The sequence below is a fragment of the Stenotrophomonas sp. HMSC10F07 genome (genome assembly GCF_001807895.1).
GTDB lineage: Bacteria > Pseudomonadota > Gammaproteobacteria > Xanthomonadales > Xanthomonadaceae > Stenotrophomonas > Stenotrophomonas sepilia.
The window spans coordinates 1-16,361 of record NZ_KV791335.1 but is presented as its reverse complement, the minus strand read 5'-3'; the positions used below and the strand labels follow the sequence as shown (position 1 = coordinate 16,361).

11 protein-coding genes and 1 tRNA gene are annotated in these 16,361 nt (G+C 63.5%); all 12 read right to left on the bottom strand.

Features of this window, described 5'->3' with window-relative positions; all coding sequences use genetic code 11:
• Window positions 1-107 precede the first annotated feature (107 nt).
• Window positions 108-2,249, bottom strand: a complete 2,142-nt coding sequence (fusA, locus tag HMPREF3114_RS02975) for an elongation factor G (RefSeq protein WP_049422946.1) — start codon at window positions 2,247-2,249, stop codon at window positions 108-110.
• Between the two features lie 141 nt (window positions 2,250-2,390).
• Window positions 2,391-2,864 (bottom strand): 30S ribosomal protein S7, encoded by a 474-nt coding sequence (rpsG, locus tag HMPREF3114_RS02970; protein ID WP_004145321.1) that lies wholly within the window; start codon window positions 2,862-2,864, stop codon window positions 2,391-2,393.
• A gap of 12 nt (window positions 2,865-2,876) precedes the next feature.
• The gene (gene rpsL, locus HMPREF3114_RS02965) at window positions 2,877-3,251 is read right to left on the bottom strand and encodes a 30S ribosomal protein S12 (RefSeq protein ID WP_004145320.1); all 375 of its coding nucleotides are present in this window, start codon (window positions 3,249-3,251) and stop codon (window positions 2,877-2,879) included.
• A gap of 284 nt (window positions 3,252-3,535) precedes the next feature.
• Window positions 3,536-7,759 carry a DNA-directed RNA polymerase subunit beta' gene (rpoC, locus tag HMPREF3114_RS02960; RefSeq protein WP_053500657.1) on the bottom strand — a complete coding sequence of 1,408 codons (4,224 nt, stop codon included), beginning with the start codon at window positions 7,757-7,759 and terminating at the stop codon, window positions 3,536-3,538.
• A gap of 87 nt (window positions 7,760-7,846) precedes the next feature.
• The gene (gene rpoB / locus HMPREF3114_RS02955; RefSeq protein WP_005415409.1) at window positions 7,847-12,001 is read right to left on the bottom strand and encodes a DNA-directed RNA polymerase subunit beta; all 4,155 of its coding nucleotides are present in this window, start codon (window positions 11,999-12,001) and stop codon (window positions 7,847-7,849) included.
• A 328-nt stretch (window positions 12,002-12,329) separates the two neighbouring features.
• Complete coding sequence (gene rplL, locus HMPREF3114_RS02950; RefSeq protein WP_005415408.1) at window positions 12,330-12,698, bottom strand: 50S ribosomal protein L7/L12; 369 nt, start codon at window positions 12,696-12,698, stop codon at window positions 12,330-12,332.
• 63 nt (window positions 12,699-12,761) lie between these two features.
• On the bottom strand, window positions 12,762-13,298 hold the full coding sequence (rplJ, locus tag HMPREF3114_RS02945; RefSeq protein ID WP_005408203.1) for a 50S ribosomal protein L10: 537 nt from the start codon (window positions 13,296-13,298) through the stop codon (window positions 12,762-12,764).
• Window positions 13,299-13,684: 386 nt separating this feature from the next.
• Entirely contained in the window at window positions 13,685-14,383 is a 699-nt protein-coding gene (gene rplA, locus HMPREF3114_RS02940; RefSeq protein ID WP_005415407.1) for a 50S ribosomal protein L1, read from the bottom strand.
• Between the two features lie 4 nt (window positions 14,384-14,387).
• Window positions 14,388-14,816 (bottom strand): 50S ribosomal protein L11, encoded by a 429-nt coding sequence (gene rplK / locus HMPREF3114_RS02935; RefSeq protein WP_004145248.1) that lies wholly within the window; start codon window positions 14,814-14,816, stop codon window positions 14,388-14,390.
• Between the two features lie 299 nt (window positions 14,817-15,115).
• A complete protein-coding gene (gene nusG / locus HMPREF3114_RS02930) occupies window positions 15,116-15,676 on the bottom strand; it encodes a transcription termination/antitermination protein NusG (protein ID WP_004154362.1) in 561 nt (186 codons plus the stop codon).
• A gap of 10 nt (window positions 15,677-15,686) precedes the next feature.
• A complete protein-coding gene (secE, locus tag HMPREF3114_RS02925) occupies window positions 15,687-16,100 on the bottom strand; it encodes a preprotein translocase subunit SecE (protein ID WP_004145202.1) in 414 nt (137 codons plus the stop codon).
• 49 nt (window positions 16,101-16,149) lie between these two features.
• Window positions 16,150-16,225: transfer RNA gene (locus tag HMPREF3114_RS02920), tRNA-Trp, on the bottom strand.
• Window positions 16,226-16,361 lie beyond the last annotated feature (136 nt).

Here is a 16,361-nt window from a genome sequence, read left to right as displayed (position 1 = left end):
CGATGGTGCCGACGTTGACGTGCGGCTTGGTGCGTTCGAACTTACCCTTTGCCATTGTTCTATACCTTGATTGTTCGTAAGTGGTTTCAAGAGAGGCTGAGCGAGGCTCAGCCCTTCTTCATGACGGCTTCGGCGATGTTGGTCGGAGCCGGCTCGTAGTGATCGAATTCCATGGTGAAGGTGGCGCGGCCCTGGGTCTGCGAACGCAGTGCAGTGGCGTAGCCGAACATTTCACCCAGCGGGATCATCGCGTTGATGATGCTGGCCGAACCGTCACCGGTGGTGTCGGAGCCCTGCAGCACGCCGCGACGACGGCTGACGTCGCCCATCACGTCACCCTGGTAATCCTCCGGGGTCACGATCTCGACCTTCATGATCGGCTCCAGCAGCACCGGCTTGGCCTTGGCGAAGCCCTGCTTGAAGGCCATCGACGAAGCCAGCTTGAACGCCATTTCCGAGGAGTCGACGTCGTGGTACGAACCGAACACCAGCTTCACCTTGACGTCCACGACCGGGAAGCCAGCCAGCGGGCCGCTGGTGATGGTTTCGCGCAGGCCCTTCTCGACCGACGGGATGAATTCCTTCGGGATCACGCCGCCGGTGATGTCGTTGATGAACAGGAAGTCGTCCTTGATCATCGGAGCGATCTTCGGATCGGCACGGTCGGCAGCAGTGATCGGCGACAGTTCGATCACGACGTGACCGTACTGACCCTTACCACCGGACTGCTTGGCGTGCTTGTAGTCCGACTTGACGTCAGCCAGGGTGATGGTTTCGCGGTAGGCCACCTGCGGCGCACCGACGTTGGCTTCAACGTTGAACTCGCGCTTCAGGCGGTCAACGATGATGTCCAGGTGCAGCTCGCCCATGCCCGAGATGATGGTCTGGCCGGATTCTTCGTCGGTCTTGACGCGGAACGACGGATCTTCCTGGGCCAGACGGCCCAGGGCCAGGCCCATCTTTTCCTGGTCCGACTTGGTCTTCGGCTCGACGGCCATCGAGATCACCGGCTCCGGGAACGTCATGCGCTCCAGGATGATCGGGGCGTCCACGGCGCACAGGGTGTCACCGGTGGTGGTGTCCTTCAGGCCCACGGCAGCGGCGATGTCACCGGCCAGAACTTCCTTGATTTCCTCGCGGTTGTTCGAGTGCATCTGCAGGATGCGGCCGATGCGCTCCTTCTTGCCCTTCACCGAGTTCAGCACGGTGTCGCCACCGTTCAGGGTGCCCGAGTAGACACGGAAGAAGGTCAGCGCGCCGACGAACGGGTCGGTGATGATCTTGAAGGCCAGCGACGAGAACGGAGCCTTGTCGTCCGACTTGCGGGTCATTTCGACGGTGTCGTCGTCAACGTCCACGCCCTTCACGTCCGGCACGTCGACCGGCGACGGCAGCAGCTGGATCACGCCGTCCAGCATGGCCTGCACGCCCTTGTTCTTGAAGGCCGAGCCGCAGTACATCGGCACGATCTCGGTGGCCAGGGTGCGGGTACGCAGGGCATTGATGATTTCAGCCTCGGCCAGCTCTTCGCCGCCCAGGTACTTTTCCATCAGCTCTTCGCTGGCTTCGGCAGCGGTCTCGACCATGAACTGGCGAGCCTCTTCAGCCGGGCCCTGCAGTTCGGCCGGGATGTCGCCGTATTCGAACTTCATGCCCTGCGAAGCTTCATCCCAGTGGATGGCCTTCATCTTCAGCAGGTCGACGACGCCCTTGAAGTTGTCTTCAGCGCCGATCGGCAGCTGCATCGGCACGGCAACCGCACCCAGCTTGGCCTTCAGCTGGCCGACGACCTTCTGGAAGTTGGCACCGGTGCGGTCCATCTTGTTGACGAACGCGATGCGCGGCACGTGGTACTTGTTGGCCTGGCGCCACACGGTTTCCGACTGCGGCTGCACGCCACCGACGGCACACAGGACGAAGACGGCACCGTCGAGCACGCGCAGCGAACGCTCCACTTCGATGGTGAAGTCGACGTGCCCGGGGGTGTCGATGATGTTGAAGCGGTGCTCCGGCAGGGACTTGTCCATGCCCTTCCAGAACGCGGTGGTGGCAGCGGACTGGATCGTGATGCCACGCTCCTGCTCCTGCTCCATCCAGTCCATGGTGGCGGCGCCGTCGTGCACTTCACCGATCTTGTGGCTCTTGCCGGTGTAGAACAGGATGCGCTCGGACGTGGTGGTCTTGCCGGCATCGATGTGAGCCATGATGCCGAAGTTACGGTAACGCTCGATGGGAGTGGAACGGGCCACGGGAGCCTCTCAGATTTCTTGGATTTCGGATGGCCGAACGCCGCCTTTCGGCGGCCTTCGGATTGGCGCAGTCCTTCTGGGACCGCGAGGCAGCACGCACCGAAGTGGTGCTGCCCTGCCTGTTTTACAAGGCCGTCAAACTCACCAGCGGTAGTGGGCGAATGCCTTGTTGGCTTCGGCCATGCGGTGGGTTTCTTCGCGCTTCTTGATGGCGCCGCCGCGGTTTTCCGAGGCGTCGATCAGTTCAGCAGCCAGCTTCTTCGGCATGGTGTTCTCACCACGCTTGCGCGCGGAGTCGATCAGCCAGCGCATGGCCAGGGCCATCTTGCGCGACGAACGCACTTCGACCGGCACCTGGTAGGTGGCACCACCGACGCGGCGCGACTTGACTTCGACCGCCGGAGCGACGTTGTCCAGAGCCTTCTGCACCAGTTCAATGGCGTTGGCGCTGCTGTTCTTCTCGGTGATCACGTCCATGGCGCCGTACACGATCTTTTCGGCGACGGACTTCTTGCCGCTCTGCATGACCATGTTGATGAAACGGGCGATGGTTTCGCTTCCGTGCTTCGGATCGGGCAGGACGGAACGCTGCGGAGTATTACCCTTACGCGACATAGTGCTCTCTCCTTATGCCTTCGGACGCTTGGCGCCGTACTTGGAACGGGCCTGGCGACGCTTGGCAACGCCGGCGGCGTCGAGCGAGCCACGAACGGTGTGGTAACGCACACCCGGCAGGTCCTTGACGCGACCGCCGCGGATCAGGACCACGGAGTGCTCCTGCAGGTTGTGGCCTTCACCACCGATGTAGGAAATCACTTCTTCCTGGTTGGTCAGGCGGACCTTGGCAACCTTGCGCAGAGCCGAGTTCGGCTTCTTCGGAGTGGTGGTGTAGACACGGGTGCAGACGCCACGGCGCTGCGGGCACTTGTCGAGCGCCGGCGAGGCACTCTTGTAGGTGGTCGCTTGCCGCGGCTTGCGGACCAGCTGGTTGATCGTCGCCATCAGTAGGTTCTTCTGATTGGTGGCCGGAAAATCCGGCCAGAGATGCGGAAATGTTAAAGCAGGCCGAAATTTTGGCCTGCTGAGACAGACGATTGTAGCAACCTGCAAGGAAAGCAGTCAAACGCCTCCTGTCAAGCCCGTCCCTGATCCCGGGACGTTACTGGGGGGCCTCCATGTACCCCGTTCAGATTGGCTGGGTCGATCACGGACGACCTCCCCTGCCCTTTCCCAATCCCATCGATGGACCGATGGGGTGGTCCGGCCTTGCGGCCGGACCGGATACCTCATTCTTCGCCCGAGGCCTGTTCAGCTTCGGCTTCAACCACCGGGGACTCGACCGCAGCCGGGGTGCCGGCCAGGGTCTGCATTTCCGAGTCGGTGAGACCGGTCGCGCCGCGACGGCGGCTGCTGTGGTAGGACAGGCCGGTACCGGCCGGAATCAGGCGGCCGACGATGACGTTTTCCTTCAGGCCACGCAGGTTGTCCTTGGTACCGCGGACGGCAGCCTCGGTCAGCACTCGGGTGGTCTCCTGGAAGGAGGCCGCCGAGATGAACGATTCGGTCGCCAGCGAGGCCTTGGTGATACCCAGCAGGACCGGATCGAAGCGCGCCGGCAGTTCGTTGCGGGTCGACAGGCGCGCATTCTCCTCGATAACGCGCTGGCGCTCCACCTGTTCGCCGTTCAGGAACTTGCTGCTGCCCTGGTCGGTGATCTCGACCTTGCGCAGCATCTGGCGGGTGATCACCTCGATGTGCTTGTCGTTGATCTTCACGCCCTGCAGGCGGTACACGTCCTGGATTTCCTTGACCAGGTAGGCAGCCAGCGGCTCGACACCCAGCAGGCGCAGGATGTCCTGCGGGCTCGGCTCGCCGTCCACGATGGTTTCACCCTTGGTGACATGCTCGCCTTCGAACACGATGACCTGGCGGTACTTCGGGATCAGCTCTTCGTGCTCCGAACCATCGGTGTCCTTGATGATCAGGCGCTGCTTGCCCTTGGTGTCCTTGCCGAAGCTGATGATGCCCGAACGCTCGGCCAGCACCGCCGGATCCTTCGGCTTGCGCGCTTCGAACAGGTCGGCCACGCGCGGCAGACCACCGGTGATGTCGCGGGTCTTCGACGCTTCCTGCGGGATCTTGGCGACAACGTCGCCCACGCCCACCGGGGCGCCGTCCTGCAGGTTGACGATCGAGCGCGGCGGCAGCAGGTACTGCGCCGGCAGGTCGGTACCCGGGATCGACAGGTCGTTGCCCTTGGCGTCGACGATGCGCACGATCGGGCGCAGGTCCTTGGCCTGGGTACCACGACGCTTCGGATCGGTGATCTCGCGCGACGCCAGGCCGGTCAGCTCGTCGGTCTTCTCGATGACGGTGATGCCGTCGACGAAGTCGATGAAGCGGATGAAGCCGGCCACTTCCGACACGATCGGGTGGTTATGCGGATCCCAGTTGGCCACGGTCTGGCCCGCCTTGATCGCATCGCCGTCCTTGGACGTGATGGTTGCACCGTACGGCAGCTTGTAACGCTCACGCTCACGGCCGTGCGCATCGAGCACCGAGATTTCGCCCGAGCGCGACACCGCCACCAGCGAGCCGTTGGCGTGCTCGACCGACTTGAGGTTGCTGAACTTGACCGAGCCGGTGGTCTTGACGGTGATGTTGTCGACCGCAGCAGCTCGCGACGCCGCACCACCGATGTGGAACGTACGCATGGTCAGCTGGGTACCCGGCTCACCGATGGACTGGGCGGCGATGACGCCGACCGCTTCACCGATGTTGACCAGGTGGCCACGGGCCAGGTCGCGGCCGTAGCAGCGCGAGCAGACACCGAAGGCCGATTCACAGGAGATGGTCGAGCGGACCTTGATGGTCTGCACGCCGGCATCTTCCAGCTTGGCAACCCAGGCTTCGTCCAGCAGGGTGTTGCGGGTGACGATCGGATCTTCGTCGTTGCCCGGCAGGAACACGTCCTCGGCAACCACGCGGCCCAGCACGCGATCCTTCAGCGGCTCGACCACGTCGCCGCCTTCCACGATCGGGGTCATGGTCAGGCCTTCGGTGGTACCGCAATCCACTTCGGTGATCACCACGTCCTGCGCCACGTCGACCAGGCGACGGGTCAGGTAACCGGAGTTCGCGGTCTTCAGCGCGGTATCGGCCAGACCCTTACGGGCACCGTGGGTGGAGTTGAAGTACTCCTGCACGTTCAGGCCTTCACGGAAGTTCGCCTTGATGGGCGTCTCGATGATCGAGCCGTCCGGGCGGGCCATCAGGCCACGCATGCCGGCCAGCTGACGGATCTGCGCCTGCGAACCACGCGCACCGGAGTCGGCCATGATGTACAGCGAGTTCATCGACTTCTGGTCGATGGTCTCGCCCTTGGCATTGACGACCTTCTCGGTACCGATGGTGTCCATCATCGCCTTGGCGATGCGCTCGTTGGTGCGCGACCAGATGTCGACCACCTTGTTGTAGCGCTCGCCGGCGGTGACCAGGCCCGACTGGTACTGCTCCTGGATCTCCAGCACTTCGGCTTCGGCCTCGGTGAGGATGCCCTTCTTCTCGTCCGGGATCAGCATGTCGTCGATGCCGATCGAGACGCCGGCGCGGGTCGCATAGGCGAAACCGGTGTACATCAACTTGTCGGCGAACACGACCGTGTCCTTCAGGCCGAGCTGGCGGTAGCTGGAGTTGATCAGGCGGCTGATGTTCTTCTTGGTCAGCTCGACATTGGCCAGCGCGAACGGCAGGCCTTCCGGCAGGATTTCAGCCAGCAGGGCGCGACCGATCGTGGTGTCCACGATCGAGGTCTTGTTCTGCTTGTTGCCGTCTTCGTCGGTCACCACCTCGGTGATGCGGACCTTGACCTTGGCGTGCAGTTCCACCACGCGGTTGTCGTAGGCGCGCTTGACTTCGGCGATGTTGGCGAAGGCCATGCCCTCGCCCTTCTTGTTCTCCAGCGAGCGGGTCATGTAGTACAGACCCAGCACGACGTCCTGCGACGGCACGATGATCGGCTCACCGTTGGCCGGCGACAGGATGTTGTTGGTCGACATCATCAGCGCACGCGCTTCCAGCTGGGCTTCCAGCGAGAGCGGCACGTGGACGGCCATCTGGTCACCGTCGAAGTCGGCGTTGAACGCGGTGCAGACCAGCGGGTGCAGCTGGATGGCCTTGCCCTCGATCAGTACCGGCTCGAACGCCTGGATGCCCAGACGGTGCAGGGTCGGCGCACGGTTCAGCATCACCGGATGCTCGCGGATGACCTCTTCCAGGATGTCCCAGACTTCGGCTTCTTCGCGCTCGACCAGCTTCTTGGCAGCCTTGATGGTGGTGGCCAGGCCACGACGCTGCAGCTTGGCGAAGACGAACGGCTTGAACAGCTCAAGCGCCATCTTCTTCGGCAGGCCGCACTGGTGCAGGCGCAGGTACGGGCCGACCACGATGACCGAACGGCCCGAGTAGTCGACGCGCTTGCCGAGCAGGTTCTGGCGGAAGCGGCCCTGCTTGCCCTTGATCATGTCGGCCAGCGACTTCAGCGGGCGCTTGTTGGTGCCGGTGATGGCACGACCGCGGCGGCCGTTGTCCAGCAGTGCATCGACCGATTCCTGCAGCATGCGCTTTTCATTGCGCACGATGATGTCCGGCGCGCTCAGTTCGAGCAGGCGGCGCAGGCGGTTGTTGCGGTTGATGACGCGGCGGTACAGGTCGTTCAGGTCGGAGGTCGCGAAGCGGCCGCCATCCAGCGGGACCAGCGGACGCAGGTCCGGCGGCAGCACCGGCAGCACGGTCATGACCATCCATTCCGGACGGTTGCCCGATTCCAGGAAGGCTTCGATCAGCTTGATGCGCTTGGTGAGGCGCTTGAGCTTGGTTTCCGAACCGGTAGCGGCGATTTCCTCGCGCAGGCGGGTCATCTCGGACTGCAGATCGATCGTGCGCAGCAGTTCGTAGACGGCCTCGGCGCCCATGGCGGCGTCGAAGTCGTCACCGTGTTCCTGGCGCGCCTGCAGGTACTGTTCCTCGGTCAGCAGCTGGCGGCGCTCCAGGGCGGTCAGGCCCGGCTCGGTCACCACGTACGCTTCGAAGTACAGCACGCGCTCGATGTCGCGCAGGGTCATGTCCAGCATCAGGCCGATGCGCGACGGCAGCGACTTGAGGAACCAGATGTGCGCGACCGGCGAGGCCAGGTCGATGTGGCCCATGCGCTCGCGGCGCACCTTGGCCAGGGTCACTTCGGTGCCGCACTTTTCGCAGACCACGCCGCGGTGCTTCATGCGCTTGTACTTGCCGCACAGGCACTCGTAGTCCTTCACCGGGCCGAAGATGGCGGCGCAGAACAGGCCGTCGCGTTCCGGCTTGAAGGTACGGTAGTTGATGGTTTCCGGCTTCTTCACTTCGCCGAAGGACCACGAACGGATCAGGTCCGGCGAGGCCAGCGCGATCTTGATCGCGTCGAAGTCCAGCGTCTGGCGCTGCTGGTTGAAGAGGTTGAGCAGGTCTTTCATGGTGTTCTCCAGAAGGAGGAATGCTGTGTCGATGGGCTTTCAGTTCACTGCCAGCGGCGCGGCGGCGGACCGCCGCGCCGGCATGGATCAGTTGTCTTCCAGTTCCATGTTGATGGCCAGCGAGCGGATTTCCTTCACGAGCACGTTGAAGGATTCCGGCATGCCCGCGACCATCTCGTGCTCGCCGTCGACGATGTTCTTGTACATCTGGTTGCGGCCCTGCACGTCATCGGACTTCACCGTCAGCATTTCCTGCAGGGTGTAGGCCGCGCCGTAGGCTTCCAGCGCCCAGACTTCCATTTCACCGAAGCGCTGGCCGCCGAACTGCGCCTTGCCGCCCAGCGGCTGCTGGGTGACGAGCGAGTACGGACCGGTCGAACGGGCGTGCATCTTGTCGTCGACCAGGTGGTTCAGCTTCAGGTAGTGCATGTAACCGACGGTGGTATGGCGGTCGAATGCTTCACCGGTGCGGCCGTCGTACAGCTGGGTCTGGCCACTGCTCGGCAGATCGGCCAGTTCCAGCATGCGCTTGATTTCCGCTTCGGTGGCGCCGTCGAACACCGGGGTGGCCATCGGCACGCCGTCGGTCAGGTTGCGGGCCAGGCGCAGCAGCTCCTCGTCGCTGAACTGCGACAGGTCGACACGGTTGGCCACGTTGGTGTCGTCGTGGTTGTAGATGTCGTCCAGGAACTTGCGCAGGTCGGCGACCGCCGCCTGGGCTTCCAGCATCGCCTGGATCTTGCGACCCAGACCCTTGGCGGCCCAGCCCAGGTGCACTTCCAGGATCTGGCCGATGTTCATACGCGACGGCACGCCCAGCGGGTTCAGCACGATGTCCACGGTCTCGCCCGAGGCCATGTACGGCATGTCCTCGACCGGCACCACGTTGGACACCACACCCTTGTTGCCGTGGCGGCCTGCCATCTTGTCGCCCGGCTGGATGCGGCGCTTCACCGCCAGGAACACCTTGACCATCTTCAGCACGCCCGGGGCGAGATCGTCGCCCGCGGTGATCTTGCCGCGCTTGTCGGCGAAGCGACGCTCGAATTCCTTCTCGTGCGCCTGGATCTGCTTCTGGGCGCGCTCGATGGCTTCCGAGGCGTCCTCGTCCTTCATGCGCAGGGCGAACCAGTCAGACTTCTTCAGGCCGTCGAGGAAGGCGTCGGTGATCACGTCACCCTTCTTCAGGCCAGCACCACCATTGACCACCTTGCCCACGATCTGCGAACGCAGACGCATGTAGATGGCCGCTTCCAGGATGCGGAACTGGTCATCGAAGTCCTTCTTGACGCGCTTGATTTCGGACTCTTCGATCTGGCGGGCGCGCTTGTCCTTCTCGATGCCGTCGCGGGTGAAGACCTGCACGTCGATGACGGTGCCGTCCATGCCCGGCGGAACGCGCAGCGAGCTGTCCTTAACGTCCGAAGCCTTCTCGCCGAAGATCGCGCGCAGCAGCTTCTCTTCCGGGGTCAGCTGGCTTTCGCCCTTCGGGGTGACCTTGCCGACCAGGATGTCGCCAGCGCGCACTTCTGCACCGATGTACACCACGCCGCTCTCGTCCAGGCGGTTCAGCGCCTGCTCGGAGACGTTCGGGATGTCGGCGGAGATTTCCTCCGGCCCCAGCTTGGTGTCACGCGCGACGCAGGTCAGCTCTTCGATGTGGATCGTGGTGTAGCGATCCTCTTCCACCACACGCTCGGAGAGCAGGATGGAGTCTTCGAAGTTGTAGCCGTTCCACGGCATGAACGCGATCAGCATGTTCTGGCCCAGGGCCAGCTCGCCGATGTCGGTGGACGGACCGTCGGCCAGCACGTCGCCGCGGGCGATGACGTCACCCACCTGGACCAGCGGACGCTGGTTGATGCAGGTGTTCTGGTTCGACCGGGTGTACTTGACCAGGTTGTAGATGTCCACGCCGGCGTCGGTGGCGCCAACGATCTCTTCCTCGTTGACCTTGACCACGATGCGGGCGGCGTCGATCTGCACGATCTCACCACCACGACGGGCGTTCACGGTCACACCCGAGTCACGCGCCACGGCGCGCTCGATGCCGGTACCGACCAGCGGCTTCTGCGAACGCAGGGTCGGCACGGCCTGACGCTGCATGTTGGCGCCCATCAGTGCGCGGTTCGCGTCATCGTGCTCCAGGAACGGAACCAGCGCGGCCGCGATCGAGACGGTCTGCATCGGCGAAACGTCCATGAAGTGGACTTCCGCCGGCGGCTTCAGCAGCGACTCGCCCTGGAAGCGGCACGGAACGAACTGCTCGGTCAGGGTGCCCTTGGCGTCGGTCAGCGCGTTGGCCTGCGCAATGACGTACTCGTTCTCTTCAATGGCCGACAGGAACTCGACTTCGTCATAGACCTTGCCGTCCACGACCTTGCGGTACGGGGTCTCGAGGAAACCGTACTTGTTGGTGCGGGCGTACACGGCCAGCGAGTTGATCAGGCCGATGTTCGGGCCTTCCGGGGTTTCGATGGTGCAGACGCGGCCGTAATGGGTCGGGTGCACGTCGCGCACTTCGAAGCCGGCGCGCTCACGGGTCAGGCCGCCCGGGCCCAGGGCCGAGACGCGACGCTTGTGGGTCACTTCCGACAGCGGGTTGTTCTGGTCCATGAACTGCGACAGCTGCGAGGAGCCGAAGAACTCCTTGATGGCAGCGGCGACCGGCTTGGCGTTGATCAGTTCCTGCGGGGTCAGGCCTTCCGACTCGGCCATCGACAGGCGCTCCTTGACCGCACGCTCGACGCGGACCAGGCCGACGCGGAACACGTTCTCGGCCATTTCGCCGACCGAACGCACGCGACGGTTGCCCAGGTGATCGATGTCGTCGACCACGCCGCGACCGTTGCGGATCTCGGTCAGGACCTTGATCACGTCCAGGATGTCGGAGCTTTCGCCGTGGGCAGCGACCAGGCGCTTGGACTCTTCGTCGTTGCGCTCGCCGAAGTACTTGCTGTCGTACAGCACGGCTTCGCCGGTGGTTTCCTTGCGGCCCACGCGACGGTTGAACTTCATGCGGCCGACCGCGGACAGGTCGTAGCGTTCGAAGGTGAAGAACAGGTTGTGGAACAGGTTCTGCGCGGCATCCTTGGTCGGCGGCTCGCCCGGACGCATCATGCGGTAGATCTCGACCAGGGCTTCCAGCTGGGTCTTGGTCGGGTCGATTCGCAGGGTGTTGGACAGGTACGGGCCACGATCCAGGTCGTTCACCCACAGGGTGCCCACGGCATCCACACCGGCCTTGCGGAAGGCCTGCAGCTGCTCGTCCGTGATCTCGTCGTTGGCCTGGGCCAGCAGTTCGCCGGTCGAGGCATCGACCACGTCGTGCGACAGGATGCGGCCGACGATGTAGTCGTCCGGCACGGCCAGGGCGGCAATGCCCGAGGCTTCCAGCTGCTTGATGTGACGCGCGGTGATGCGCTTGCCGGCTTCCACGATGACCTTGTCGCCGTCGGCGAGGTCGAAGCCCAGGGTCTCGCCACGCAGGCGCTCCGGCACCAGCTCCAGCTGGACGCCTTCATCCGGGTTGATGTGGAAGGTGTTGATCTCGAAGAACTCGGCCAGCATCTCTTCGTTGCTGTAGCCGAGCGCGCGCAGCAGGATCGACACCGGCAGCTTGCGGCGGCGGTCGATACGGGTGAACAGCGCGTCCTTCGGGTCGAACTCGAAGTCCAGCCAGGAGCCGCGGTAAGGAATGATGCGGGCGCTGTACAGCAGCTTGCCCGAGCTGTGGGTCTTGCCACGGTCGTGGTCGAAGAACACGCCCGGCGAGCGGTGCAGCTGGGAGACGATGACGCGCTCGGTGCCGTTGACGATGAAGGTGCCGTTCTCGGTCATCAGCGGGATTTCGCCCAGATAGACCTCCTGCTCCTTCACGTACTTGATGGCCTTGGTCGACGACTCACGGTCGTAGATCACCAGGCGCACGGTCACGCGCAGCGGGGCGCCGTAGCTCATGCCGCGCTGGCGGCACTCACGCTCGTCGAAGACCGGTTCGCCCAGCTTGTAGCCGACGTATTCCAGGGCAGCGTTGCCGCTGTAGCTGGCGATCGGGAAGACCGACTTCAGCGCAGCGTGCAGGCCGTGGTCCGTGCGCTTGGCCGGATCGACGTTTTCCTGCAGGAATTCACGATAGGAATCCACCTGGATGGCGAGCAGGAACGGCACTTCGAGAATCGAGCGCTGCTTGCCGAAATCCTTGCGGATACGCTTTTTTTCGGTGAACGAATAGGACGTCATGAGGTCTTCCACCTTGTTGTGCGGATCGTGCGCCCACGATCCGAAGGGAACTTGAAATTGTCAGTTGGAAGTCGCTGGTATTGCCGGCACCAGCACGCCTTCTCCCGCTACTTCCAACTGCCAACTCGTCTGCTACCACTCCCCCGCTACCGCGCTCGGCGCTGGCCTGCCGGGGTTTGACTGCAGCCCGTGTTGGGCTTTTTCCTGCATTTTTCACATCCACGCATGGCGCGGATCTACAACACCGCTACAACGACCAAAGGCCGGGGGCTTACGCCCCCAGCCTTGGCTGCATCGCCGCGAATCGGTGGCGATGCAAGGTAACTGCTTACTTGACTTCGACAGTCGCGCCAGCAGCTTCCAGGTCCTTCTTCATCTTCTCGGCTTCTTCCTTCGAAGCGTTGTCCTTCAGGACGCCGCCGGCTTCGGCCAGGTCCTTCGCTTCCTTCAGGCCCAGGCCGGTGATGGCGCGGACGGCCTTGATGACTTCGACCTTCTTCTCGCCGGCAGTCTTCAGGGTGACGACGAATTCGGTCTGCTCTTCAACAGCAGCAGCCGGGCCAGCGGCAGCAGCCACGGCAACCGGAGCAGCGGCGGAGACGCCGAACTTCTCTTCGATGGCCTTGACCAGCTCCATCACTTCCATCAGGGACTTCTCGGCGATGGCGTCGACGATCTGTTCGTTGGTAAGGGACATGATTAATACCTTTGGATGATTTTCTGGATTGAGGTTCCGTCAGGAACCACGGTAAGTCGAAACTCAGGCGGTCTCGGCGGCCGGCTCGGCAGCGTCAGCGGCGACATCGCCACCCCCCTGCTTCTCGCCAACGGCCTTGATGGCGCGGGCAAACATCGTGACCGGCTCGGTCAGGACGCGGGCCAGCATGGCCAGGGCCTGGTCGCGGGTCGGCAGCGATGCCAGCACGTCGACGTGGCTCGCCGGGAACACTTCACCACCGATGGCGACGACCTTAGCCTTCAGCTTGTCGTTGCCCTTGGCGGCTTCCTTGATCAGGCGACCGGCAGCGCCGGGCTCCTCGAGCGAGAACGCGTACAGCAGCGGACCAACCATCTGGTCCTGGGCGACTGCGAACTCGGTGCCTTCAACGGCGCGCGAAGCCAGGGTGTTCTTGACAACCTTCAAGAAAACACCGGTTTCACGAGCCTGCTTGCGCATCGCGGTCATCTGGGCGACCGTGGTGCCAGCGTATTCGGCTGCGATCAAGGAGTGGGCCTTGGCGGCGACGTCTGCCAGCTCGGCGACTACTTCTTGCTTCTGGGACAGATTGAGAGCCATTGCACTCCTCCTATTGAACTCCGCTTACGGCTCCTGCCGTGTGCGGTCCTGTGCGGCATCCGTCCTGGACGCCGGGAACATCGGGATGATGTTCCGGGGGTGGGCCGTTCTAGACCTGGAGTGGGCCAACCTGGGAAACCCAGACGTGCGTGAACCAGAAAAACTCCAGAAGGGCACCATCTACGCAGGGTGATTCCGGGGAATCGATTAAGCGCTCCTGACTGCTCCGGCGGCGACTCCTTGCCAGATCGAGCTTCCATGCCCGTCGCCGGTATTGCCACGACCGCGCCTGCGGTCTTTGACGGCTACCGCGGGCGATGCACTGCCAGCGATGCCTTCAAATGTCACGGTCACGGCACCCGGGGCACCGTGACCGCTTGAAACAATTACTTCAGGGTCAGCGACGACTGGTCGACGGTGACGCCCGGGCCCATCGTCGAGCTGACCGAAACCTTCTGCAGGTAGGTGCCCTTCGAGGTGGCCGGCTTGGCCTTGATCAGGTCCAGCAGCAGCGCGGTCAGGTTCGACTTCAGCGCGTCTTCGGCGAAGTCGGCCTTGCCGATGGTGCAGTGGATGATGCCGGCCTTGTCGGTGCGGTAACGGACCTGACCCGACTTGGCGTTCTTCACGGCTTCACCCGGGTTCGGGGAAACGGTGCCGACCTTCGGGTTCGGCATCAGGCCGCGCGGGCCCAGCACGGTGCCCAGCTTACCGACGACGCGCATGGCGTCCGGGGTCGCGATGACGACGTCGTAGTTCAGATCGCCGGCCTGCATCTTCTCGGCCAGGTCATCCATACCGACGGCGTCGGCGCCAGCAGCCAGGGCTTCGTCAGCCTTGGCACCGGCCGGAGCGAACACGGCGACGCGGACCGACTTGCCGGTACCGGCCGGCAGCACGGTGGAGCCACGGACCTGCTGGTCGGACTTCTTCGCATCGACGCCCAGGCGCACGGCAACGTCGATCGACTCGACGAACTTGGCCTTGGTGGCGGTCTTCAGGATGTTGATCGCGTCCTCGAAGGCGTATGCCTTGCCCGGAACGACGGCGGCCTTGATGGCCTTCTCACGCTTGGTCTGTGCCATCTTATTAACCCTCCACCACGAGGCCCATGGAACGGGCAGAGCCAGCGATGGTACGCACGGCGGCGTCCAGGTCGGCGGCAGTCAGATCCGGTTCCTTCGCCTTGGCGATCTCTTCCAGCTGCTTACGGGTGACCTTGCCGACCTTCTCGGTGTTCGGGCGCTTGGAGCCCGACGAGATGCCAGCGGCCTTCTTCAGCAGGGTGGTAGCCGGGGTGCTCTTGGTGATGAAGGTGAACGTACGGTCCGAGTAGGCCGTGATGATCACCGGAACCGGCAGACCCGGCTCGAGCTTCTGCGTGGCAGCGTTGAACGCCTTGCAGAATTCCATGATGTTCAGGCCACGCTGACCCAGCGCAGGACCGACCGGCGGCGAGGGGTTGGCCTGACCGGCCTTCACCTGCAGCTTGATGTAACCGACAACTTTCTTTGCCATGTGAGTGCTCTCCGGGTGCTAGCGCCTTTCGACAACAGGCTCCCCATCGGACCGGGAATCACGCGTCCCGGCATCGCGTTTTGAAATCATGCTGAAGGCCACCTTGCGGCGGCCTCGTCCTGCTGGCTTTCCCAGCGGGGAGCCGCGCACTATAACAGGTTTTTTCTTCACATGCCTGAAGCGGCAGGTAAACGAACGGAACCGGGCCAGGCCCGGTTCCCTTTGGAGAGTCGAGCCTTGCCCGACTACCGCACCATCCAGACCCCGGAGTCGAGCATGGCTCGACTCGACAGCACAGGTCAGACGGCCTTTTCGACCTGGCCGAACTCGAGCTCGACCGGAGTGGCACGACCGAAGATCAGCACCGAGACGCGCAGACGGCTCTTCTCGTAGTTGACTTCTTCGACGACGCCATTGAAATCGTTGAACGGACCGTCGGTGACGCGGACCATCTGGCCCGGCTCGAACAGCACCTTCGGACGCGGCTTCTCGACACCTTCCTGAACGCGATTCAGGATGGCCTCGGCCTCGGAATCGGCGATCGGCAGCGGACGATCGGCGGTGCCGCCGATGAAGCCCATGACCCGCGGGGTTTCCTTGACCAGATGCCAGCTTTCGTTGTCGATGCGCGGAATGCCGGCTTCCTCGTGGGTCTCGATCTGGACCAGCACGTAACCCGGGAAGAACTTGCGCTCGGAACGGCGCTTCTGGCCGGCGCGCATCTCGACCACTTCCTCGGTCGGGACCAGGACGTCGCCGAAGCGCTCTTCCATGCCGTCACGGACGATGCGATCGCGCAGAGCCTGCGCCACCGACTTCTCGAAGCCCGAATAGGCGTGAACGACGTACCAACGCTTCATGCAATTCTCCTTAGCGGCTCAGGAACCACTGAGTCAGTTTCTGGATCAGGAAGTCGAAGCCACCCAGCAGCAGGCTGAGGATGAGCACCACGACGATCACGACCCAGGTCATGCGGACGGCTTCCTGGCGCGTCGGCCAGACCACCTTGCGCAGTTCGAAGCGCGACTCGGAGAGGAATTCGCGGGTGTCGCGCCCCTTGCCGGTCAGCATGAACACGCCGATACCGCCAACCAGACCGACCACGACCGCCAATGCACGCAACTGACCCGCCCACGCACCCAGCTGGGCGGCGCGACCGGAGTCCGCGGAGAACCAGAACCAGACGAACAGACCGGCCAGCACCAGCAGCGATGCGGCGACATACTTGACGATATCTCCACCGTTGGCGGAGTTGTCCTTGGAGTGTTCGATCTTGCTATTCATCCGGCTGTGTCTGCTTTAGCGGCCCAGGCCGCTGGATAAGGTGGGCAGATGGCACGCCAGGAGGGACTCGAACCCCCAACCTGCGGTTTTGGAGACCGCTGCTCTGCCAATTGAGCTACTGGCGTACGTTGAAAACTTGCCTTCCCTTAGACGGCGAAGGCGGACCGAGGTTCCCGGCCCGCCATTCGCGTAACCGGCGGCGCTATGCAACCACCGGTACTGCAGGCTTACTCGATGATCTTCGAGACCACGCCGGCGCCG